The sequence below is a fragment of the Lagierella sp. ICN-221743 genome (assembly GCF_037890055.1).
In the GTDB taxonomy this organism is placed as follows: Bacteria; Bacillota; Clostridia; order Tissierellales; family Peptoniphilaceae; genus Mediannikoviicoccus.
The window spans coordinates 57,584-79,990 of the sequence record NZ_JBBKBD010000004.1; the positions used below are offsets into that span (position 1 = coordinate 57,584).

Annotated in this window: 22 protein-coding genes and 1 other annotated feature; all 22 genes read left to right on the plus strand. The window is 36.5% G+C overall.

All coding sequences use genetic code 11. The features are described 5' to 3' along the window. Positions 1 to 9: 9 nt before the first annotated feature. The 22 genes from pstC (at position 10) to WKS98_RS03145 (ending at position 22,406) form a co-directional block, all read left to right on the plus strand. Positions 10 to 894: a phosphate ABC transporter permease subunit PstC gene (pstC, locus tag WKS98_RS03040; protein WP_498916799.1), complete on the plus strand. Its 885-nt coding sequence runs from the start codon at positions 10 to 12 to the stop codon at positions 892 to 894. Continuing rightward, positions 887 to 1,714 (plus strand): phosphate ABC transporter permease PstA, encoded by an 828-nt coding sequence (gene pstA / locus WKS98_RS03045; RefSeq protein WP_498916801.1) that lies wholly within the window; start codon positions 887 to 889, stop codon positions 1,712 to 1,714. The genes pstC and pstA overlap by 8 nt, the downstream gene beginning before the upstream one ends. Beyond that, positions 1,715 to 2,470 carry a phosphate ABC transporter ATP-binding protein PstB gene (gene pstB, locus WKS98_RS03050; protein WP_498916803.1) on the plus strand — a complete coding sequence of 252 codons (756 nt, stop codon included), beginning with the start codon at positions 1,715 to 1,717 and terminating at the stop codon, positions 2,468 to 2,470. A gap of 8 nt (positions 2,471 to 2,478) precedes the next feature. Beyond that, complete coding sequence (gene phoU / locus WKS98_RS03055; RefSeq protein WP_498916805.1) at positions 2,479 to 3,156, plus strand: phosphate signaling complex protein PhoU; 678 nt, start codon at positions 2,479 to 2,481, stop codon at positions 3,154 to 3,156. 2 nt (positions 3,157 to 3,158) lie between these two features. Continuing rightward, entirely contained in the window at positions 3,159 to 3,845 is a 687-nt protein-coding gene (locus WKS98_RS03060; RefSeq protein WP_498916806.1) for a response regulator transcription factor, read from the plus strand. Position 3,846: 1 nt separating this feature from the next. Continuing rightward, complete coding sequence (locus WKS98_RS03065; RefSeq protein ID WP_498916808.1) at positions 3,847 to 4,863, plus strand: sensor histidine kinase; 1,017 nt, start codon at positions 3,847 to 3,849, stop codon at positions 4,861 to 4,863. Between the two features lie 99 nt (positions 4,864 to 4,962). Next, positions 4,963 to 5,850: a zinc ribbon domain-containing protein gene (locus tag WKS98_RS03070; protein ID WP_498916810.1), complete on the plus strand. Its 888-nt coding sequence runs from the start codon at positions 4,963 to 4,965 to the stop codon at positions 5,848 to 5,850. A 32-nt stretch (positions 5,851 to 5,882) separates the two neighbouring features. Continuing rightward, positions 5,883 to 6,075, plus strand: a binding site (T-box leader). Positions 6,076 to 6,119: 44 nt separating this feature from the next. Beyond that, positions 6,120 to 7,862 carry a proline--tRNA ligase gene (locus WKS98_RS03075; protein ID WP_498916812.1) on the plus strand — a complete coding sequence of 581 codons (1,743 nt, stop codon included), beginning with the start codon at positions 6,120 to 6,122 and terminating at the stop codon, positions 7,860 to 7,862. Between the two features lie 144 nt (positions 7,863 to 8,006). Further along, the gene (locus tag WKS98_RS03080; RefSeq protein ID WP_498916814.1) at positions 8,007 to 8,264 is read left to right on the plus strand and encodes a helix-turn-helix transcriptional regulator; all 258 of its coding nucleotides are present in this window, start codon (positions 8,007 to 8,009) and stop codon (positions 8,262 to 8,264) included. After that, entirely contained in the window at positions 8,265 to 8,816 is a 552-nt protein-coding gene (locus WKS98_RS03085) for a C39 family peptidase (RefSeq protein WP_498916816.1), read from the plus strand. A gap of 127 nt (positions 8,817 to 8,943) precedes the next feature. Next, the gene (locus WKS98_RS03090; protein ID WP_498916818.1) at positions 8,944 to 10,521 is read left to right on the plus strand and encodes a cell wall-binding repeat-containing protein; all 1,578 of its coding nucleotides are present in this window, start codon (positions 8,944 to 8,946) and stop codon (positions 10,519 to 10,521) included. A 162-nt stretch (positions 10,522 to 10,683) separates the two neighbouring features. Next, positions 10,684 to 11,958: an L-cysteine desulfidase family protein gene (locus tag WKS98_RS03095; RefSeq protein WP_498916820.1), complete on the plus strand. Its 1,275-nt coding sequence runs from the start codon at positions 10,684 to 10,686 to the stop codon at positions 11,956 to 11,958. Between the two features lie 68 nt (positions 11,959 to 12,026). After that, positions 12,027 to 12,647 (plus strand): GntR family transcriptional regulator, encoded by a 621-nt coding sequence (locus tag WKS98_RS03100; protein ID WP_498916822.1) that lies wholly within the window; start codon positions 12,027 to 12,029, stop codon positions 12,645 to 12,647. 75 nt (positions 12,648 to 12,722) lie between these two features. Then, positions 12,723 to 14,183 carry an IMP dehydrogenase gene (guaB, locus tag WKS98_RS03105; RefSeq protein ID WP_498916824.1) on the plus strand — a complete coding sequence of 487 codons (1,461 nt, stop codon included), beginning with the start codon at positions 12,723 to 12,725 and terminating at the stop codon, positions 14,181 to 14,183. Between the two features lie 309 nt (positions 14,184 to 14,492). Beyond that, the gene (locus WKS98_RS03110; protein WP_498916825.1) at positions 14,493 to 15,179 is read left to right on the plus strand and encodes a phosphoribosylaminoimidazolesuccinocarboxamide synthase; all 687 of its coding nucleotides are present in this window, start codon (positions 14,493 to 14,495) and stop codon (positions 15,177 to 15,179) included. 148 nt (positions 15,180 to 15,327) lie between these two features. Then, positions 15,328 to 15,804 carry a 5-(carboxyamino)imidazole ribonucleotide mutase gene (purE, locus tag WKS98_RS03115; protein ID WP_498916827.1) on the plus strand — a complete coding sequence of 159 codons (477 nt, stop codon included), beginning with the start codon at positions 15,328 to 15,330 and terminating at the stop codon, positions 15,802 to 15,804. A gap of 1 nt (position 15,805) precedes the next feature. Beyond that, positions 15,806 to 17,083: an amidophosphoribosyltransferase gene (locus tag WKS98_RS03120; RefSeq protein WP_498916828.1), complete on the plus strand. Its 1,278-nt coding sequence runs from the start codon at positions 15,806 to 15,808 to the stop codon at positions 17,081 to 17,083. A gap of 8 nt (positions 17,084 to 17,091) precedes the next feature. Next, positions 17,092 to 18,114, plus strand: a complete 1,023-nt coding sequence (gene purM, locus WKS98_RS03125) for a phosphoribosylformylglycinamidine cyclo-ligase (RefSeq protein ID WP_498916830.1) — start codon at positions 17,092 to 17,094, stop codon at positions 18,112 to 18,114. Then, positions 18,104 to 18,718, plus strand: a complete 615-nt coding sequence (gene purN, locus WKS98_RS03130; protein ID WP_498916831.1) for a phosphoribosylglycinamide formyltransferase — start codon at positions 18,104 to 18,106, stop codon at positions 18,716 to 18,718. The genes purM and purN overlap by 11 nt, the downstream gene beginning before the upstream one ends. Then, entirely contained in the window at positions 18,706 to 20,220 is a 1,515-nt protein-coding gene (gene purH / locus WKS98_RS03135; RefSeq protein ID WP_498916832.1) for a bifunctional phosphoribosylaminoimidazolecarboxamide formyltransferase/IMP cyclohydrolase, read from the plus strand. The genes purN and purH overlap by 13 nt, the downstream gene beginning before the upstream one ends. Positions 20,221 to 20,410: 190 nt before the next feature. After that, the gene (locus tag WKS98_RS03140) at positions 20,411 to 22,054 is read left to right on the plus strand and encodes a rhodanese-like domain-containing protein (protein ID WP_498916834.1); all 1,644 of its coding nucleotides are present in this window, start codon (positions 20,411 to 20,413) and stop codon (positions 22,052 to 22,054) included. Beyond that, complete coding sequence (locus tag WKS98_RS03145) at positions 22,044 to 22,406, plus strand: hypothetical protein (protein WP_498916835.1); 363 nt, start codon at positions 22,044 to 22,046, stop codon at positions 22,404 to 22,406. Before WKS98_RS03140 ends, WKS98_RS03145 begins: the two co-directional genes overlap by 11 nt. Position 22,407: the final 1 nt, after the last annotated feature.

Here is a 22,407-nt window from a genome sequence, read left to right on the forward strand (position 1 = left end):
AGTGATAATATGGTAGATAAAAATAGAAAAAAGTTTTATATAAAAGAAAATGCTTTTAAGTATGTGGCTCTGGTATCCGCATGTGCATCAATACTAGCGGTAATTGTAATTTGTTTCTTCATCTTTTCCAGAGGGCTACCTACTATAAAAGAGATTGGAATAAAAAACTTTATCTTGGGGACTAAATGGTCCCCTACTTCAAGTCCTCCAAGTTTTGGAATACTTCCATTTATTGTGTCAAGTTTCTATGTGACACTGGGCGCAATACTAATTGGAGTTCCAACAGGACTTTTCACAGCTGTATTTATGGCAAAGTACTGCCCAAAGAAATTACATTCAACATTCACTGCGGGAATTAATTTAATGGCAGGTATTCCATCAATCATCTATGGTTTTTTTGGACTTACATTGGTGGTGCCACTAATAGCAAAGTTTATAAGTGGCAATGGCCTTACCATGCTTGCTGCAATTATAATTTTGGGGATAATGATACTTCCTACAGTTATATCCCTTTCACAAGCTGCCATTAACTCGGTTGACGAAAGTTATTACGAAGGAGCCATAGGCCTTGGTGCAACAAAGGAGAGGGCAATCTTTACAGTTGTGCTTCCAGCGGCAAAGTCAGGAATACTTTCTGCAATTATTTTAGGAATGGGCAGAGCCATTGGAGAGACCATGGCGGTAATATTAGTTGCCGGTGGACAACCGAGAATGCCTAGGGGACTATTTAGAGGAGTTAGGACACTAACAATGAACATAGTTATGGAAATGGGTTATGCGGCAGAACTTCATAGAGAGGCGCTCATAGCAACGGGTGCGGTGCTATTCATATTCATACTACTAATCAACCTATTGTTTGTAATTAGTAAGAACAGGGGGATAAAGCATGACTAGATCATCAAAGATATTAAAATTTTTCGTATATTTCTTTTCCATACTAACCCTTTTAAGTTTGGTATTCGTTGTGGCCTTTGTACTTATAAGGGGAGTTCCGCATCTTGAGCCACAGTTATTTTCACTTAAATATACCAGTAATAATGCGTCCATGTTTCCAGCCATAATAAATACTTTAATTATGGTGCTACTGTCTTTAATCGTGGCAGTACCCCTTGGAATAATGACTGCAATTTACTTGGCGGAGTATGCAGATAAAGAAAATAAAATCGTTAAGATAGTAAGAGTAACAGCGGACACTTTGTCAGCAATCCCTTCAATAGTCTATGGACTTTTCGGAATGCTTTTCTTCGTTTTATATTTAAAATGGAACGTATCAATACTTGCTGGGGCAATGACAGCTGCAATCATGATACTTCCACTAATAATGAGAAGTACGGAAGAGGCGCTTATTGCCATCCCACAATCCCTTAGGGACGCAAGCTTTGGACTTGGGGCAGGAAAGGTTAGAACCATAGTAAGAATTGTACTACCTACAGCCATGCCGGGAATCCTTGCAGGGGTAATCCTTGGTATAGGAAGAATCGTTGGAGAAACTGCTGCACTATTATTTACATCGGGAACAGTTGCAGAAGTCCCGAAAAAGATTGTTGGCCCCGCTTCTGGTGGTAGAACTTTGGCCCTACACATGTATGCACTTTCATCGGAAGGGCTAAAAGTAAACCAAGCATATGCAACAGGGGTAATACTTTTGGTTTTAATATTACTAATTAATGGGCTATCAACTTTAATGGCGAATAAACTTGGAAGGAATAAATAGATGAACAAAACGAAAATAAAAATAGAAAATTTTAATTCATATTATGGTGACTTTCACGCCATAAAAAATGTTAATATGGAAATAAAAGAAAATGAAGTTACGGCTTTCATAGGACCTTCAGGCTGTGGTAAATCAACTTTGCTAAAAAGTTTAAACAGAATGAATGACCTAGTTTCGTCCTTTAAAAAAGAGGGTAACATATACTTAGATGGCCAGGAGATTTTTACAGAAATGGATGTGTACGAACTTAGAAAAAGAGTCGGAATGGTTTTTCAAAAGCCAAATCCATTTCCCATGTCAATTTATGACAACATTGCCTATGGACCTAGAACCCATGGCATAAAAAATAAAAAGCAGTTGGACGAAATTGTTGAAAGGTCACTAAGACAAGCTGCAATTTTTGATGAAGTAAAGGATAAGTTAAATAAATCTGCCTTAGCACTATCTGGTGGACAGCAACAGAGAATCTGTATTGCAAGGGCAATGGCGGTGGAGCCAGAAGTTATTTTACTAGATGAACCAACTTCGGCATTAGACCCAATTTCTACATCAAAGATTGAAGAACTGCTTGACGATATGAAAAAAGAATTTACCATCGTCATAGTTACTCACAACATGCAACAGGCTACCAGGGTTTCTGACAGAACGGGATTCTTTTTGCTGGGAGACTTGGTTGAGTTTTCCGATACGGAAAGCATGTTTAGCGTTCCAAAGGACAAGAGAACAGAAGATTATATTACAGGACGTTTCAGCTAGGAGGAGAAATGAGAAGTAAATTTGATGAACAATTAAACACCCTAAATGAAGAACTTACAGAGATGGGCGAACTCATTTCAGATAGAATCGTAGATGCCATAAAGTCATTTAGACATAGAGACTTGGTAAAGGCTAAGTTTATTATGGAAAATGATTATGATGTAAACGAATATGAAAAGAGAATTGAAGAAAGAGCCTTAAAGCTTTTACTAAGACAACAACCGGTGGCAAGCGACTTAAGACTTATCTCATCTGCTCTAAAAATGGTTACAGACATGGAGAGAATCGGTGACCATGCAGTGGATATTGCAGAAATAGTAATGACAATTCCTGAAATTACTAAAGATAAAACGTATGACAACATTATGAACATGGCGGACCTTTCCATTGAGATGTTGAAGGAGAGCTTAAAGAGCTTCGTTACTGGAGATTTATCTCTAGTGGACAATATAAGACAGCATGACGACAAGGTGGACGAACTATTTAACAAAGTTAGAAAAGAAGTTATTCAAGAAATAAAAGACGTTGAAACATCTTCATCTGCCGAGTATGCAGTAGACATACTTATGACTGCAAAATACTTGGAGAGAATTGGAGACCATGCTGAAAATATTTCTGAATGGGTGGAATATTCAATAACTGGACAACATGTGGAACACTTGCCACATGGACATAAGTTGGGATAGATATGAGAACTATATATTTAGTTGAAGACGAAGACAATATAAGAGACTTGGTAATATACGCTTTAGAAAACTCCGGATTTAAAGCGAAGGGCTTTCCCGATGGTCCTCTATTCATGGAGGCCATTAAAAATGAAAAGCCCGACCTAGTACTACTTGATATAATGCTTGAAGGTATGGACGGCTACGAAATTTTAAAGACACTTAGAAGTGACGACAACTACAAAGACATACCAATCATAATGGTCACTGCCAAGGATGAAGAGATAGACAAGGTAAGAGGTCTCGATATGGGAGCAGACGACTATGTCAATAAGCCCTTTGGTGTTATGGAACTAATTTCAAGAATAAAAGCAGTTCTTAGACGCTATGGCAAAAGTCAAACCGAAGAGACAGAAGATAAAATAATATTTAGAGATATTGAAATGGATTTATCCAAAAGAGTTGTCAAGGTTGCTGGAGAAAAGATAAAATTAACCTACAAGGAGTTTGAACTACTACATTATTTAATTGAAAATAAAAACATAGTCCTTTCAAGACAAAAGCTCACAGAGGAGATATGGGGCTTTGACTACGAGGGAGAGACAAGAACCATCGACGTTCACATAAGAACCTTACGACAAAAGCTTCAAAGGGAAGATTATATTGTAACGGTTAGAAATGTAGGTTATAAAATCGTAGACGGAGAATAAAATGGATAAGAGCATTTTGAAAAAACTTGGGCCAATATACCTTGGTCTGTTTTTGCTGTTTAAAATATTATTTGATTACATTTTAAAGGCGAGTAAAGATCTGGTTTTAATATCAGGTCTTATTTTGCTGCTCTGTGCTATTATTAATTACTTCTTACTTAAAAATCAAAAGGCAAAGTATAATCCTAAAAATATTTCTGCCATAATTATTTCTGAAGTGTTTAACGACGACAATCTAGATGTAAATTACGATGATGATATAAGAAAACTTTTAGATATTTTGGAAAATGAAAAGGGAAACTCAATGTTTTCCATGGCACAATACAAAACCATGGAAAAACTTCGCTCAGAGTTCTCCGCTAATGTAACCCACGAACTAAAAACGCCCCTCACATCTATAATCGGTCACGCCGAGATGATACACGAGGGCATTGCTAAGGACGAAAAGGCAAAGGAATTTGCGGGAGTAATCATTGAAGATGCAAAAAAACAACTGGAACTCATAACTGATTTAATTGCCCTGTCCAAGTACAACGGCAAGGAAGAAGTTAACATGGAAATAACGGAATTTGACTTAAAGACATTGGCGGAAGAGTGCATTGAAGATATAGAGAACATGGCGGGAGTTAAAAAAATAAAGATCAGAACGGACTTGGACCCTGTCATTGTCAATGCAGATAGAGAAAAGATAAAAAGTTTAATCAGTAATCTCCTAACCAATGGAATAAAGTACAACAAGGTTGGTGGAGATTTAAAAATAACAGTGTACTCCAATTTAGAAGATGCAGTTATAAGAGTAAAGGACAATGGCATCGGCATTTCTGATTCAGATAAAAATAGAATCTTCGAAAGGTTTTATGTTGCCGACAAGTCTAGAGGGAAAAATTCAGGAACGGGCCTTGGCCTTTCCATAGTAAAACATATTGCTCTTGCTCACAATGGAACCATAAAGGTAAAAAACGCCCAAGGTGGTGGATCTGAATTTACTTTTACATTTCCAAAAGAAAGACCAGAGTAATTTCTATCAAATAAATTTATTTTTTAATTTCTCATCTTTTATCTTTATACATTTTGCAATTCAGTATATAATTGAGTCATAAATATAAAAGGTGATTGTATGAAATGTAAATTTTGCAACGAAGAATTACAAGAGGGCTATAAATTTTGTACAAATTGTGGAATGCCCATAGATGAAGAGAAAAAGGATGAAGCTTCCGAATACTTTGAAGTTGTAGAAAATAAAAAAGAAAAATCGAAATATGATTTCAGTGAATTTCTTGGAGACTATAAAAGGGAAGAAGAGAGACAAAAGGAAGAGAGCAAGAGTAAGAGGCCCGTGTTTGAAAAGGACTTTACCGACAGCTTAAACACTAAAGATGTAAAGAGTTCTTTGGAAGATGACCTAGAGGATACTAAGAAGAGAAGGCTCTTCGAAAGAACAAATTATAAATTGTTTCAAGAAATGAAAAAAGATAAATATAATAACTTTCATGAGGAGCAAAGTAGTTCTCCTTACTTTGCCGAGAGCAAAAGGGAAAAGCCTAAAAAAGAAAAGAGAGTTAAGGAAGAAAGAGTAAGAGACTACGAAGTGAGAGATGACTTTTCCAATGGATATGTGCCTGAAGGCTTTGTGTCCAAAGAGGAATTAAAAGAAATTCGAAAGATAGATAGAAGAAGGACTGCCTTTCACTATTTATTCAACATCTTCATCATAGTCATTGCCGGTGCCTTTTCCTACTTTGCAGGAGAGACCATACAAAACTTTTTAGGAGATAGATTTGGAATATTCCATGCCATACCACTGGTACTATTTTATGTAATGTTATTCTTGGCGTTGATATTTTTACTAGTGCCATTCTTTAAATGTAAAGGAAGAGCAAAGTTTCTACTTTTAATACTTTCCATTTTAATAAGTTGGACCTTAATTGGATGGATTATCCTTATGATTGTTGCAAGCCTTTCAAATAGAAAATGGAAAAAGAAGATTAACGAGATGCCACTTTAGTATTGGCAAAAAGTTATTCTTATGATAATATTATTTTACCTATGAAGAGAAATAGTACTTTAATAAAGCCTTTAGAGAGAAAGTGGTTGGTGAAAACTTTTGGTGTAGTTAGGGGAACCTGTCTTGGAGGTTGTAGTGAAAACTGCAGGGTTGTGCCTTATAGCTTATGAGTGATTATTAATTTAATTTAAAAGAAGTGGTACCGCGTAACCTTTCGCCTTCTGGTGGAAGGTTTTTTTATTTGAAATAAACATTAGGAGGAAACAAAAATGAAAATGTCTAAATTTTATATGCCGACTCTAAGAGAAGATCCGGCAGATGCAGAAATTGCAAGTCATAAATTGCTTTTAAGAGGTGGAATGATAAGAAGAAGTGCATCAGGAATCTACACCTACTTGCCAATGGGATACAGAGTTGTAAGAAAGATTGAAAATATTGTTAGGGAAGAAATGGATAACTTCGGAGCCCAAGAGATACTTATGTCTGCACTACAACCAAGGGAAATTTGGGATATGTCAGGAAGATGGGAGACCTTTGGTCCTGAGATGTTTAAACTTAGAGACAGAAACGACAGAGAGTTCTGCCTTGGGCCTACAGCAGAAGAGTACTTCACAGACCTTGTTAAGGGCGAGCTAAAGAGCTATAAACAGCTTCCACTAAACATCTATCAAATTCAACACAAGTATAGAGATGAAAAGAGACCTAGATTTGGTATAAACAGGTCCAGAGAATTTATAATGAAGGACGCTTACACCTTTGATACCAACGAAGAAAATTTAGAAAAAGCATATGAAAATATGTGGAAGGCATATGAAGTTATATTCGACAGACTAAAACTTGATTACAAGGTTGTAGCAGGTGACAGTGGTGCCATGGGTGGGAACCACTCCCACGAATTCATTGCCCTATCTGAAACCGGTGAAGGTGTAATCTTCTATAGCGAAGGTTCAGAGTTTGCAGCAACAGATGAAAAGGCTCCTGTGTACTATGAAATTAACGAAGAAGATATACAAGAGGAAGAACTTACAAAAGAATTTACGCCAAATTGTAAGACCATTGAAGACGTATCCAAGTTCACAGGGGTACCTGCAAGTCACTGTGCAAAGGCGGTTGACCTTATGGTTCAAGGAGAGCCAGTAGTAGTTATTATCCCTGGAGATAGAGAACTTAACATGGCAAAACTTGTAGGATTTTTAAAAGTGCCTGAACACGAAATTGAAATGATGGAAGACATAGACATCGAAAATAGATTAAACTCAGTAGCAGGATTTACTGGACCAACTTCAGACATTCCAGAAGACGTTAGAATTCTTATTGACGAAAGGGTTACAAAGATGAAAAATCTTGTAATCGGTGCAAACGAAAAGGACTACCACTACAAGAATGCAAACTTTAAGAGAGACTTTGATGGAGAAGTTGTTAAAGACCTTCTTATGATTCAAGAAGGAGATATTGACCCTGAAACTGAAATGCCACTTAAGTCTGCAAGGGGAATCGAAGTTGGAAATATATTCCAATTGGGACAAAAGTACTCAAAGGCAATTGACGCAAAGTTCCTAGACGAAAATGGAAAAGAACAATACTTCTACATGGGAAGCTACGGAATCGGAATCACAAGAACGGTAACTGCAATCATTGAACAAAATCACGATGAAAATGGAATCATCTGGCCACTTATAGTTGCGCCATACCATGCAATAATCTCTGTGCTTAACATTAATGACGAAACCCAAATGGAGCTGGGCACAAAACTTTACGAAGAGCTTAGACTAAAGGGCGTTGAAGTAATACTTGACGATAGAAAGGAAAGAGCGGGAGTTAAGTTTAACGACAGAGACTTAATCGGAATTCCACTTAGAATAACAGTTGGAAAGAGAGCGGCAGAAAATATAGTTGAGTACTCCACAAGAAGAGAAATGGAAAACAAAGACATTACCAGCGAAGAAGCAGTTGAAGAAGTAATGAAGGAGATTTCAAAATCCCTTAAGTGCCTAGACAGCTTCTATAGATAAATAGAACATTAGAAAGTGTCAGAAGAATCTTCTGGCACTTTTTTGCATTTATGCAACTTCTTCTATTAAATTTAAATTAAATAAGCGTAAACACACTAAATTTGGGTAGTTATAAGATAACATAAAAAATAGAGGTTGGTATGTATGAAAAACAGAATCGAAGAATTTAGAAAGCCTTTGGGACTGTCCCAACATCGTTTAGGAAAACGAGTAGGAGTTTCAAGAGTTAGTATAAACAAAATTGAAAATGAAAAAACAATTCCAAATTTAAAACTTGCAATACAAATTGCACAGACATTGGACAAATGTCTATATGAAGTTTTTGATTTAGATGGTACAGGAAACTATCAATGTCCATGTACTGATGATGAACACCATCATGATCATAAAGAAAAAATCTAAATGAAGAATTTGGATAAAACAAGCTCCCAAGAGGGCTTTTACATACCCCAATCAGAAATTATAAAGCATAGCCCATACCCAAGAAATATTACAGGCACCTGTGGCTACACCGCCGCCTGCATTCTATTAAACTACTGGGAGAATAGACGAGGAGGCTATATTCCTGAAAAGTTTTTAAAAAATGGCAAGCTTTTATTAAATGGATATAACTTGCAAGACGAACTTAGAAGCTTTGCAAAATTTGACAGGAGTTGGGCAAGAAGTATTAGCCACGCTATCAACAAATACCTTAGAAAATATGGACTAAAGGGTAGAGCTAGTTTCAATTTATTTAGAAGAGGCATTGAAAAGAGCCTACTAAAGGGCTATCCAGTAATTGCATTTGGATATATAAGAGACGAGAGCGAAAAGAATAAATATATATTTCATGCAGTAACCATCTATGGAAAAAAAGGTGACAAATACATTTGCCACTATGGATGGAGGGGCTATGAAGAAGTCCTGCTAGACAAAAAAATAATTGGATCCACAATGATATTTAATCCAAACTAAAACTAACACCTATGAGAAATTCATAGGTGTTTTATTTTAGCCATTTCCTTAAGTATATATGATATAATGATGAAAATGTCTTTGAAAAGACTTAAATAATAGGAAAACATTTTATACGGAGGACTAAATGAAAAAACTAATTAAACAAACCACAGCACTGACGCTGGCAGTTGTAATTGCAAGTTCCACAATTGGAACAAGCTTTGCAGAAGAAGCAAAGGAGACGAAAAAAGTTCCAACAGTAAAAGTAGAAAGACTTGCAGGAAAGAACAGATACGAAACATCAGTAAAGATTTCAAAAGAATACGCTACCCTTGGAGGTGAAGTCATAGTAGCATCAGGAGAAAACTATGCAGATGCATTATCCGGCTCACCACTATCAGGAGAAATTGACGCGCCAATACTTTTAACATCAGCAAAAGAAACACCGGCAATTGTAAAAGCAGAAATAAATAGAATTAACCCTGCAAAGACAATTGTCTTAGGAGGAACATCATCAGTATCAGACACACAACTAAGTGCATTACCAAATAGCCAAAGAGTGGCAGGAAAAGACAGAATAGAAACTTCAATAAAAGTAAACGAACTAAGAAAAGAAAATGTGACACTAGAAAAAGAATCAATCTACAACGCATTTAACTATCCAGATGCCCTATCAGCAGGCCCACTTGCAAGAGCAATGAAACTAGAACTAATACCAGTACAAAAAGCAAACTCTCCAAGCTATATCTTTGGAGGAACAAACACAGTTAAATATAGCGGAACAGTAGAAAAAAGATTTTCAGGAAGAGATAGATACGTAACATCCGTAGAAATAGCAAAGCAATTTGCAGAAGTAAACGGCGGAGTAAAAAAAGTAGTAATAGCATCAGGAGAAGACTACCCAGATGCATTATCATCATCAATCGTTTCAAAAGCAGAAAACGCACCAATACTTTTAGTTAGAAGCAATACACTTCCAGAAGAAGTAAGAAACTTTATGAAGGATAATAAGGTTGAAGAGGCTGTTGTTATTGGTGGAACATCTTCAGTTTCAAATGGTGTTGTTGAAGAACTAAAAAATGTTTATAAACCGAAAGCTCCTGCTCCAAAACCAATATCTAAGGATTTTAAATCTAAATTTAATAATGGTGAACAAGTATCCTTAGAAGCGATTGAAGCGGAGTTAATCAAACTTGTAAATAAACTTAGGGCGGACAATGGAGTTTCACCACTAGTTGTTTCTGAATTAAATAGAAAAGAGACAATGTTGCGTGCATCTGAAATGGCAGAGTATGGAAATATTGCCGTAAATGGAATTCCACATGTAAGACCTAATGGAACTTTCTTCTTCACTGCCTTTGAAGAGGGACTGGGCACTGGAGAAAATATAATTTACTTCATTACGAATTATAGAAATGGAAAACTTTATGCCGCAGCAAACTCTAGAGATTTTAATAATCCAGCCAATGTTGCAAAGTCATTTTTTGAACTGTGGTCTAACTCACCAGGCCATAGGGCAAATATGTTAAATCCTGAATTTAAAACAATGAATCTTGGCGTTCAAATAAATGAAAGTGGAAAGGGAGTTGAACCTGTTTATCCAAAGGCAAAGGGAAGCTACACCATGATAGGAGTTCAAATATTTAGTTCATATACAGATGATGAGATAATTGAACTTAGAAAAAATGGGCCAATTGAAATTGGTGAAATTTATTTTGAATAAAACAAGAGGTAGTGTATCAATGGATATGCTACCTTTTATTTTTTTAAAAAGATTAAAAACGAAATTTAATTTTAATTAATCAGTCACAACCAAGTTCACTTAACCCTTGAAATATCGTCGCTTTGCTGATATGATTAGTAATAATACCAACAGGAGGAAAGTATGGTTTCTTATAAGGATTTTGAAAAAGTTTTGCTTGATGAATTACAGCAGGCACTTGGTTGCACCGAACCTATTGCCATCGCTCTTTGTGCCGCTAAGATAGGAGATTATTTAACTGCAAAGCCTAAAGACATAGAGGTGTACTGTTCAAAAAATATTATTAAAAACGCTTGGTCGGTATTGGTACCAAACTCTCAAGGTATGAAGGGCATATTGACTGCAGTGTCCCTGGGAATTATTGGAGGGAATTCTTCAAAGAGTTTAAGAGTGCTTGAAGACATTAACGACGAAGATATTAAAAAAGCAAAGGAGCTAATTGAAAACAAAATTATAAAGACACATGTGGCAGAAGTTCCAAACATGTTATACATAAAAATAGATGCAGAAACTACAAATGAAAAAGTAACTGTGGTTATAGAAGACAGCCACGACAACTTTACATTTATTAAGATTAATGATGAAGTTATATTTGAAAAGGACAATGATAACAACATTAAAGAAGGTCAAGACAGATCATTTTTATCTGTAAGTAGCATTATAGATTTTGCGGACAATGTTAACCTAGAAGATATTCCAGAATTAATCGAAAGGCTGGACCTTCAAATTAAATCCAATATGGAGATTGCAAAGCGTGGACTTAGTGAAGACTATGGCGCAAAGATTGGTCAAATTATAAAAAAGACTTCAAAGGGAAGTATTGAAGACGAGATAAAGGCTATGGCTTGCTCTGCATCCGACGCCAGGATGGGTGGATGTTCCCTACCTGTGGTTATAAACTCTGGTTCAGGCAACCAAGGCATAACTACATCTGTACCTGTAATAGTGTTTTGCGAAAAGGAAAATATTTCAAAGGAAAGACTTTACCGTGCATTAATGGTTTCAAATCTAATTGCCATCTATCAAAAGTATTACATTGGAAAGCTGTCTGCATTTTGTGGTGCAGTGTCTGCTGGTTCTGCCGCTGCATGTGGCATAGGGTATTTAATTGGCCTTGAGGAAGAAAAAATAGAATCCATTCTTACTAACGCCCTTGCAACTTCTGGGGGAATTGTATGTGACGGTGCCAAGGCCTCATGTGCATCAAAGATTGCAGTGGCACTGGACAATGGTCTACTTGCCCTTGAAATGGCAAAGAGGGGTATCCAGTTTGAGCATATGGATGGAATTGTTGGAAGCTGTTGCGACACCACTGTGAAAAATATTGGCAAGATGGCCAGGGAAGGCATGAAGGACACTGACGACAAAATACTTGAGATAATGCTTGAGCAAAATTAATTAAATTTTTTTAGGATTTGGTATATAATAGTTATCAAATCCTATTTTATAAAGCAAAGGAAAGAAAGATGACATTAAGGGAAAAAGTATATAACTCCATAAAACTAGATATTGTTTCGGGAAAGTACAATCAGAATGATATTTTAAATGAAAAAAATTTGATGCTGAAGTACAATATAAGTAAGGCTCCCGTTAGAGATGCCCTTATTGAACTTTGCAATGAAGGTGTGCTCAGAAGCATACCCAGGCTTGGCTATGTAATGGTAAACTATTCTAAAGAGTACTTGGACGGAATTTTAAAATTCAGAGAATTTTTAGAGCCCACATACCTCAATGAGTACTGGGATAGAATTACCGACGATGATATTTTAAAACTTGAAAGCTTACATATGGAGCATTTAGAAAAAGCTTCCAGGGAGGATCCGGTTTCCTATTGGAACACCAATATGGATTTTCACTTGACTCTCGCTTCTTTTTATCATGATGAATACTTCTATGAGATATTGGAAAATGCATTTCAAAAACAAATGCTAGTTTTCTCTCAGTATTATTGGAACAGTTGGAAGAGGGAAGTCTTTGACATCTATAGCCATCATCACAGTGAATTTCTAAGTTATCTAAAAAACAGGGACAGGAAGAAGGCGGTTTTAGAACTTCGAAGAGATATTGAATATTTCATGAAGGGATAACCGCAGGTTGTTGACAAAGAAAAGAAAAGTTGTTAAAGTACTATTAAAAAATTACAAGATTATAGGAGGCGCATTATGAAATTTGTAGGAGAGGGCTTAACATTTGATGACGTATTACTAGTACCAAGAGAGTCACATGTTCTTCCCCACGAAACAGAATTGAAAACTAATTTGACTAAGAAGATTACACTAAATATTCCACTAATGAGTGCGGGTATGGACACTGTAACCGAGTCTAGAATGGCAATTGCCATGGCAAGACAAGGTGGTATTGGTATTATTCATAAGAATATGACCATCGAAGAGCAAGCTAAACAAGTTGATAGAGTTAAGAGATCTGAACATGGAATTATAACAGACCCATTTTATCTATCTCCTACAAATAGCGTTAAAGAGGCCCTTGATGTAATGGCGAACTACAGAATCTCAGGAGTTCCAATTGTAGATGGAGATATGACACTTGCTGGTATCTTAACCAACAGAGACGTTAGATTTGAAGAAGACCTAGATCAAGAAATCAAAAACGTAATGACTCCAAGAGAAAAACTTATTACTGGTAAGGAACACATTTCAATGGATGATGCACTTGAAAAGATGAAAGGTGCAAGAATTGAAAAGCTTCCTATAGTTAATGATGAGTTTAAATTAACAGGACTTATTACAATTAAAGACATTGAAAAATCTATCCAGTATCCAAACTCTGCAAGGGATTCAAATGGAAGACTACTTGTTGGTGCAGCAGTTGGTATTACAGCAGACATGATGGACAGAGTAAGTGCATTAGTTAATGCAAAGGTAGACGTTATTACAATAGACACAGCCCATGGTCACTCTGCAGGAGTTTTAAAAGCGGTTAAGAAAATTAAAGAAGCTTATCCTGAAATTCAAGTTATTGCAGGTAATGTTGCAACATACGAAGCAACAAAGGCTCTAATCGAAGCTGGCGCAGACTGTGTAAAGATTGGTATAGGACCTGGATCCATCTGTACAACAAGAGTTGTAACAGGTATTGGTGTACCACAAATCACAGCTATTATGGAAGCTGCTAAGGCTGCAGTAGAATATGACGTGCCAATTATAGCAGACGGTGGTATTAAGTACTCAGGAGATATTATAAAGGCAATTGCAGCAGGTGCCGACGTTATCATGGCCGGTTCACTATTTGCAGGAACTTCAGAAGCTCCTGGTGAAGAAGTGCTTTACGAAGGAAGAAGATACAAAGAGTATAGAGGAATGGGTTCCATCGGTGCAATGAAATCTGGTTCAGAAGACAGATACTTCCAAACAGGTACAAAGAAATTTGTTCCAGAGGGAGTTGAAGGTAGAGTTCCATTCAAAGGCCAAGTGGAAGATGTAGTTTACCAAATGATTGGTGGACTAAGAGCAGGTATGGGTTACATTGGAGCTAAGGACATTCCAGCAGTTAAAGAGAGAGCTCATTTCGTAAAAATAAGTTCAGCTTCATTAATCGAAAACCATCCACATGATATCTCAATAACAAAAGAGTCACCAAACTACTCAATCTTTTTAAAATAATTATTAAGCCCAAGGTAATCCTTGGGTTTTCTTTTTAGCTAATTAAAGCCTTATAAAAGGATTGTTAAAAGCAAAAAAATCCTTGACGACTACAATTAAACTTGATACTATGTATCCGTAACGAGTTCATGAAATTTCTTAATTTTGTGAGCGAAAGTGTACCTAGGGATCCGGGCAATTTGCACAGGACCAAGCGGTACGATACCCATACATAGGGTACACACCTGAGGGAAAAAAGCCCAGAGGGGTAGGTTTCGCTTAACCTACCCTTCTGGGCTCGTTTTATTTTCAAGGAGAAAGGTGATAAAAATGGCAAACATTAGACAAGGAAAGACAAAAGATTTTGTACAAGAAGAAGGAAGATGCTACTTTAAATTCAAAGACACCATGACAGGAACAGCAGATGGATCTTTTGACACTGGTGGTAACATGGTTGCAGGTTCTAAAGAGGGAGCTGGACTTGAAAGTTTAAAAGTATCAAAATACTTCTTTGAAATCTTAAAGGAAAAGGGAGTTAAAACTCACTACATCTCTGCAAACCTAGATGAAAGAACAATGGATATCAAAAAGGGAAAACTATTTGGTGATGGACTTGAAGTTATAACTAGATTTGTAGCGGTTGGTTCTTTTATCAGAAGATATGGTAAGTACGCCAAAGAAGGACAAAAACTTGACGCCTATACTGAAATCACTTTAAAAGACGATGAAAGAGAAGATCCTCTAATCACAAAAGATGCACTTGTTATGCTAAACATTTTAACAGCTGAACAATATGAAGAAATCGTAGCGCTAAATGTAAAAATTTCAAACATAATTAAAGATGAATTGAAGAAACATGGACTAGACCTATACGATATTAAATTTGAATATGGTATGGTTGATGGTACAGATGAAATTGTATTGATAGATGAAGTTTCCGGTGGAAATATGAGAGCTTACAAAGGCGACACATATATTGAACCACTTGAACTTTCAAAATATTTAGACATTAAATAAGAAAGAGTACCTAGGGATCCGGGCTACGCACAGGACCGAGCGGTACAAGGCCTTCGGGCTGACACCGAAAGGACAAAAGCCTGGACGGGGAGGTTTCGACCTTCCTGTTTGGGCTTTTTTATTTGAAATATGAAAAATAGGAGGAAAGATGAAAGTTACTTTAATAATGGGTTCGCTATCTGACAAGGAAATTGCAGATAAGGTTGTAAAAACATTAAAAGAGTTTGAAATAGATTATGAAGTTAGAGTTATCTCAGCTCATAGAGCCTTGGGAGAACTAGTTAGATATATGGACGAAACAAAGGAAGAAACTGGCGTGTACATTGGTATTGCAGGTATGGCTGCCCACCTTGCAGGGGTTATGGCAGGTTCAACCACAAGACCTGTAATAGGAGTTCCAGCAAAGTCAACAGCCCTTGAAGGCCTTGACGCACTTCTATCAACTGTTCAAATGCCAAAGGGAGTTCCAGTGGCGACAGTTGCAATAAATGGTGGACAAAATGCGGCGGTACTTGCTGCAAGAATACTAAGTCTTTCCGATGAAAAGCTTGCAAAGAAATTACAAGACTACAGGGAAGACATGGAACAAAAAATACTAGATAGCAAATACACATTCGAGGGTTAATATGTCAGGATTAATTGGAGTATACAGCAGAGACGGGGAACTAAATGTATTTCCTCATTTATATTATGGATTACACGCCCTACAACATAGGGGCCAAGCGGAGATGGGAATAAGTCTTTTCAAAGATAAAAAGATAAATGAGATAAAGGGCAAAGGACTTATCTCCGACAACATTACAGATGAAAATATATCAAGCATAAGTGGAGACAAGGGCCTTGCCCATTGCAAATATGCTTTTAAAGATGACGATGTAAATTCAAAGACAATGCCACTCATCTACGACATCGACGGCGAAGCTATGATTATAATTGATGGCAAGATAATCAACGAAGACTTCGAGATGAGAGAGCTTGTTATGAAATTAAAAAATAGAGAAAAGGGACTTTCAAAATACATTTCAAACCTAGAGGGAGCCTACTCAGTTATATATATGGACAATGAAAAGATGATTGCCTTTAGAGATGTGTATGGAATAAAACCACTTTCCATTGGAAGCACCGAAGATTTTATTGTTGTGGCATCAGAAACCTGTGCCATTGACACCATCAACGCACAAAATGTTCACCCACTAAGACCGGGAGAAATCTACATCGTAGATCAATACGGTGAGTCATCCCACTTTGCCAAGGAAAAAGACCATGCACTATGTCTTTTTGAACTTGTTTATATCGCAAGAGAGGACTCATACATCGACGAGCTTTCAGTTTATAAGGCAAGATACAATATGGGAGCAACCCTTGCAAAGGAAAATCCAGTTGACGCGGACATAGTAATTGGCGCACCGGACTCTGGTATGATTGCAGCCCTTGGGTATTCAAAAGAGTCGGGTATACCATATCAAAAGGGAATCGTAAGAAATAGATACATCGGAAGAACTTTTATAAATCCTTCCGCAGATATGAGAAACTTTTCCGTTCATCTAAAACTTTCTGCAATTAAACAAAACATCCGTGGAAAGAATGTCATTTTGGTTGACGACTCCATCGTCAGGGGAACAACCATAAAGAGAACTGTGGACATTCTTAAAAAGGCAGGAGCAAAGTCAATTCACATTAGAATTTCGTCACCACCGGTAATTGAAAATGAAAACCTAAGTATCGACATTCCCGACAAGAGAGACCTTATTGCTGCCAACAATACCATTGAAGAGATGGAAGAGATGTTAGGATGTGACTCATTAAGATTTTTGTCAATTGAAGGCATTAGAGAAGCCTGTGGAAATAGAAACTTTTATGAAAAATATTTTGGCGGGTATAACCCCCTTGAACAAAATAAATAGGAGGAAATATGTCAATAGATTACAAAGCAGCCGGCGTAGATAAAGAAGCTGGTTACGAAACGGTTAACCTTATTAAGGATATGGTAAAGAAGACCCATGATAAAAACGTACTAACAGATCTAGGTGGATTTGCAGGATTATTTGATATCGGCTCATTTAATTACAAAAATCCCGTACTAGTTTCAGGAACCGACGGAGTTGGTACAAAGGTACTTATTGCAAGGGAACTTGGAATAAATAACACAATTGGCCAAGACTGCGTTGCCATGTGTGTGAATGACGTATTATGCCAAGGTGCAAAACCATTATTCTTCCTTGACTACATTGGAACAGGTAAGGTTGTACCAGAGAAGATGGCACAAATCGTTGAAGGCGTTTCAGAAGGTTGTTATAAGGCAGGCTGTGCATTAATTGGCGGCGAGACTGCGGAGATGCCAGGAGTATATGCAGTAGACGACTATGACCTTGCTGGCTTTGCAGTTGGTATTGTAGACAAGGACAAAATTATTTCTGGTAGCAGCATTAGACCGGGCAATGTCTTATTTGGACTAAAGTCATCAGGAGTTCACTCCAATGGATTTTCATTAGTGAGAAAAGTTGTAGAGACTGCAGGACTAAAGTACAGCGACAAATTTGGTGACACAACCATTGGAGAAGCACTACTAGTTCCTACGAGAATTTACGTTAAGACCATGCTTTCCCTAATGGACGAAGTTGAAGTTAAGGGCATGTGCCACATAACAGGTGGAGGACTTTACGAAAATGTTCCAAGAATGTTACCTGAAGACACAAAGGCAAAAATAAATCTTAAGGACTTTGAAATCCCTGAAATATTTAAACTGATTGAAGAAAAGGGAAACATTGAAAGAGAAGAGATGTATAACACATTCAACATGGGAATTGGATTTGTGTTTGCAGTGGATGCTAAGGACAGCGAAAAAGTTAAAGCCTTCTTTGAAAACACCGATGAAGAACTTATAGAACTTGGCACTGTAGAAGAAGGCCATAGGGAAGTTTGCCTTGAGTACTAAAAATATTGCCATACTTGCATCGGGATCAGGCTCCAACGCCCAAGCCATAATAGATGCTTGTAAACAAAATGAAATTGCCGGGGTTGTTAGGATAATCATATCCGACAACCCTAAGGCATATGTGTTACAAAGGGCGAAAGAAAATAATATTAAAGCAGTTGTGGAAAGGGATTTTGAAAAAATAAAAAATCTCCTGGAACAAGAAAAAATTGACTTAATAGTTCTTGCGGGATATTTAAAAATTCTTCCAGAAGTCTTTATAAACCATTTTAATAATAAGATTATAAACATACACCCTTCACTAATCCCTTCATTTTGTGGCGAAGGGTTCTATGGCGAACATGTACATAGGGCGGCCATTGAAAGAGGTGTAAAAGTTTCTGGATGCACAACCCACTTTGTAAACGAGATTGCAGATGGAGGACCAATAATTTTTCAAAAGGTTGTTGAAGTAAAGCAAGGTGACGACTACAAGACCTTGGCTAGAAGAATTCTTGAACAAGAGCATCCACTACTTGTAAAAAGTTGTAAATATTTTTGTGAAGACAGACTGGAAGTAAAAAGACATATGGTATATATAAAGGAGAAAAAATGCGAGCATTAATTTCTGTTTATGACAAGGAAAATATAGTTGAATTTGCAAAAGGACTGGAAGATTTAGGATGGGAGATTATCTCCACTGGAGGTAGCTTTAAAAAATTAAAGGAAGCGGGAGTAGCTGTTAAAGAAGTTTCTTCCGTTACAAACTTTCCCGAAATACTTGGAGGTAGAGTAAAGACATTACATCCATTTATCCACGGCGGAATTTTATTTAGAAGGGATAACGAAGAAGATGTTAAAACACTAAAAGAACAGGGCATTGAGTCCATCGACATGGTTGTAAATAGCCTATATCCATTCAAAGAAGTGGTTGCAAATAGGTCAAGCCATGAAGACACAATCGAAAACATCGACATCGGTGGTCCATCTATGATTCGTGCCTGCGCAAAGAACTATAAACACTGTCTAATAGTTACAGACAAGAGTCAGTATGACGAAGTTATAAAGAGATTAAAAGAAAAGACAGACGATCAAGACTTCAGAATGAAACTTGCAAAAGAGGCCTTTCAATTAACTGCCACCTACGACAGTTTAATCGCCGACTACTTTAACACAAAGGCAGAAGAAGAGTTTCCTGAAAAATTAAACAAGTCATACGAATTAGTTCAAGAGCTTAGATATGGAGAAAACCCACATCAAAAGGCTGCCTACTACGAAGACTCAACACCATTTGGAAAGCTAGAACTAAAACAGCTTCATGGCAAAGAGCTTTCATATAATAACCTAAACGACTTAACCGGTGCTTTCAAAGCCAACAAGGTTTTTGATGAACCATGTGTCGTTGCAGTTAAACATACAAACCCATGTGGCATTGGAGTTGGAGAAAATATTTATGAAGCCTACACCAAGGCCTACGAATGTGATTCAGTTTCAATCTTCGGTGGAATTATCGTACTAAATAGAGAAGTGGATAAAGAAACTGCCCAAAAGATGTCAGAAATATTTTTGGAAGTAATTGCAGCACCATCTTTCTCAAAGGAAGCTATTGAAATTCTTGAAACAAAGAAAAATATTAGACTAATAGAAATCTCCAACATGAACGAAGTAAAACTTGAAGATAAACAGATAAAACAAGTTTTAAATGGAATTTTAGTTCAAGACTCAGACGACATACTATACACCGGCGAGCTTGACTTTGTTACAAATAGAAGACCTAGCGAAGAAGAATTAAAACAACTTGAATTTGCATGGAAGTGTGCAAAGAGCGTCGCATCAAACGGAGTTGTAGTTGCAAAGGACGGACAGACCCTAGGCATCGGCCAAGGAGAGACCATGAGGGCATGGGCCGTTGAAGAAGCACTAGACCGAGCAGGGGAAAAAGTAAATGGCGCAGTATTTGCTTCCGATGGATTTTTCTTTGTAGATACAATGGAACTACTACATGAAAAGGGAATCACTGCCATAATCCAACCAGGAGGATCAGTGAAGGACCAAGATGTAATAGATTACGCTAACGAACACGATATGGCAATTGTATTTACCCACACAAGACATTTTAGACATTAAAAAAATCGGCATAGGATTCTATGCCGATTTTTAACGAAAACATATTGCTGAATAAAAGACATTGCAGATTAATTAAAATAACTCTAGATTAATGACAAAACTTGAAGTAAGTAATATTTAGAGTTATAATAATTTTGAGTTAAAAAAATATCATAAACTCAAAAAAATTTATTTCAGAAGGGAGATTTAAATGAAGAAAAAAGTATTATCTTTAGTGTTAATATTTGCAATGACATTGACGATTTTTGCAGGATGTAAATCTAAAGAAAATAATCAATCAGAAGAAACTGGTTCTAAAGTGGAAGAAACAAATACTACACAAGAATCACAAGCAACAGAGGAAGAAAAGGAAGTTTCAAAATCTTATAAAAATGATGCAAAAATGAGTGATTTTGAAATGGCAAGTATTGATGATGTAAAAACTGCAATGGACAAGGCAGATGGAGACACATTATTAGTAGACGCTAGACCTCAAGAAAATTATTCTGGATGGGCTTTAGAAGGGGCTAAGAATGGCGGACATTTAAAAAATGCAAAACTTTTCTCATCTAGATGGTTAGACTGTGAATATTCAGCTGAAGCTCCTAGAGAAGCGTACTTAAAAAGAGCTTTAGAAAGTCAAGGAATTAGCAAAGATAAAAATGTTATCGTATATGATTATTCTGGAGAACAAGCTGCACATGTTGCGAAATATTTTAATGATGAAGGTATATCTAAGGTAAAAGTATTTTCTGCAAAAGAAATTATAGATGAAGGTAAAGATTTAGTATCCTATGAAAACCATAATATGTTTTTACCAACTGAAATAGTTAAAAACATTTCTGATGTTAAGACAGGAAAGTCTAGTGAATTATCAGCTGAAGCTAAAGAAATTATTGGAGATAATATAGATAAAGTAGTACTTGTAGATGTAGGTTGGGGAAATGCTGGAGCTTCTACATATTTTACAGTAGGACATGTACCGGGATCTGTGCATATAAATACAGATTCATATGAAAGACCAAGAGTTTACGTACCAGAAAAGAGATCTGACTATGCAAAAGAATGGAGGTTAATTTCTCTTGAAGAATTCCGTGATTCAGTTTGTACTCAATATGGGATAACAAAAGATTCAATCGTAATTGTTTCAGGAACAGGAACATCACCTCAAGCAAGATTAGGATATATGTTAAGAAGTTTAGGCGTAAAAGTGTATGCAATGTCAGGGGCATTGACTGCATGGAAGTATAATGGATATGAATTAGACACTGCTAAAGAAACTTTAGTAATTCCAAACTCAGTAGAAAGTTTTGGAGCAGATAATATAGCTAATCCAGATGAAATACTATGGACAGATACAATAAAATCTATCTTAGCAGGAAAAACTCCTGGTCAAGTTGCCGACAATAGAGGCAAGGATGAATGGGATGGAGAATATTCAGGATATGGATATCATGACTTAGCAGGAAGAATTGATGGTTCCATTTGGTGTCCTCAAGGGGATAAAAAAGAAGGTCAATATTTTGATAATGTAGATAATACACCAAGAACAAAAGAAGAACTTATTTCACATATGACTGAATATGGATTAGATCCATCTCAAACTATTGCATTTTTCTGTGGTGATAGTTGGGGAGCAGCTCATATATCCTACTTCTGTCAATCAAATGATATAAATACAATTAAGCAATGGGGTAATGGATGGATTCCATGGTCTAATTTAGGAAATGAATTTATAGATCATAATGGGAAAAAAGTTCATTACGATAAATACTTAGATACAGTAGTAGATGAAAATGGTAATGATGTTAGAGATGATGTAAATATACTAGGTGATAAAGTAGATGAAAAATAAAAAAATTTTAGTAGTATTTATTGTTTTTGCTATTTTGATAGCTGGATCTTTCTATTATATTACAACTTCTACTCTTAACAGTGAAAATGAAGCTAATAAAAATACTGCTAGCACAGAAGAAACGGTATCGGAAGCAAAAGCAAAAGCGAATGCACAAAAACTGATAGGAGAAACTTTAACTCAAGATGAAGTTAAAGAAAAACTAGGTGATTGGTCTAATTTTGAGATGAGTAGTGAAGGCTGTGAAAGAGGAGTTTATGCAGGCAGATTTTTTTACAATGATTTTACTATCTTCTCAAAAACATATGATAAAGGCCAAACCTATCAGATAGAATCAATAAATGAAAAGTAGG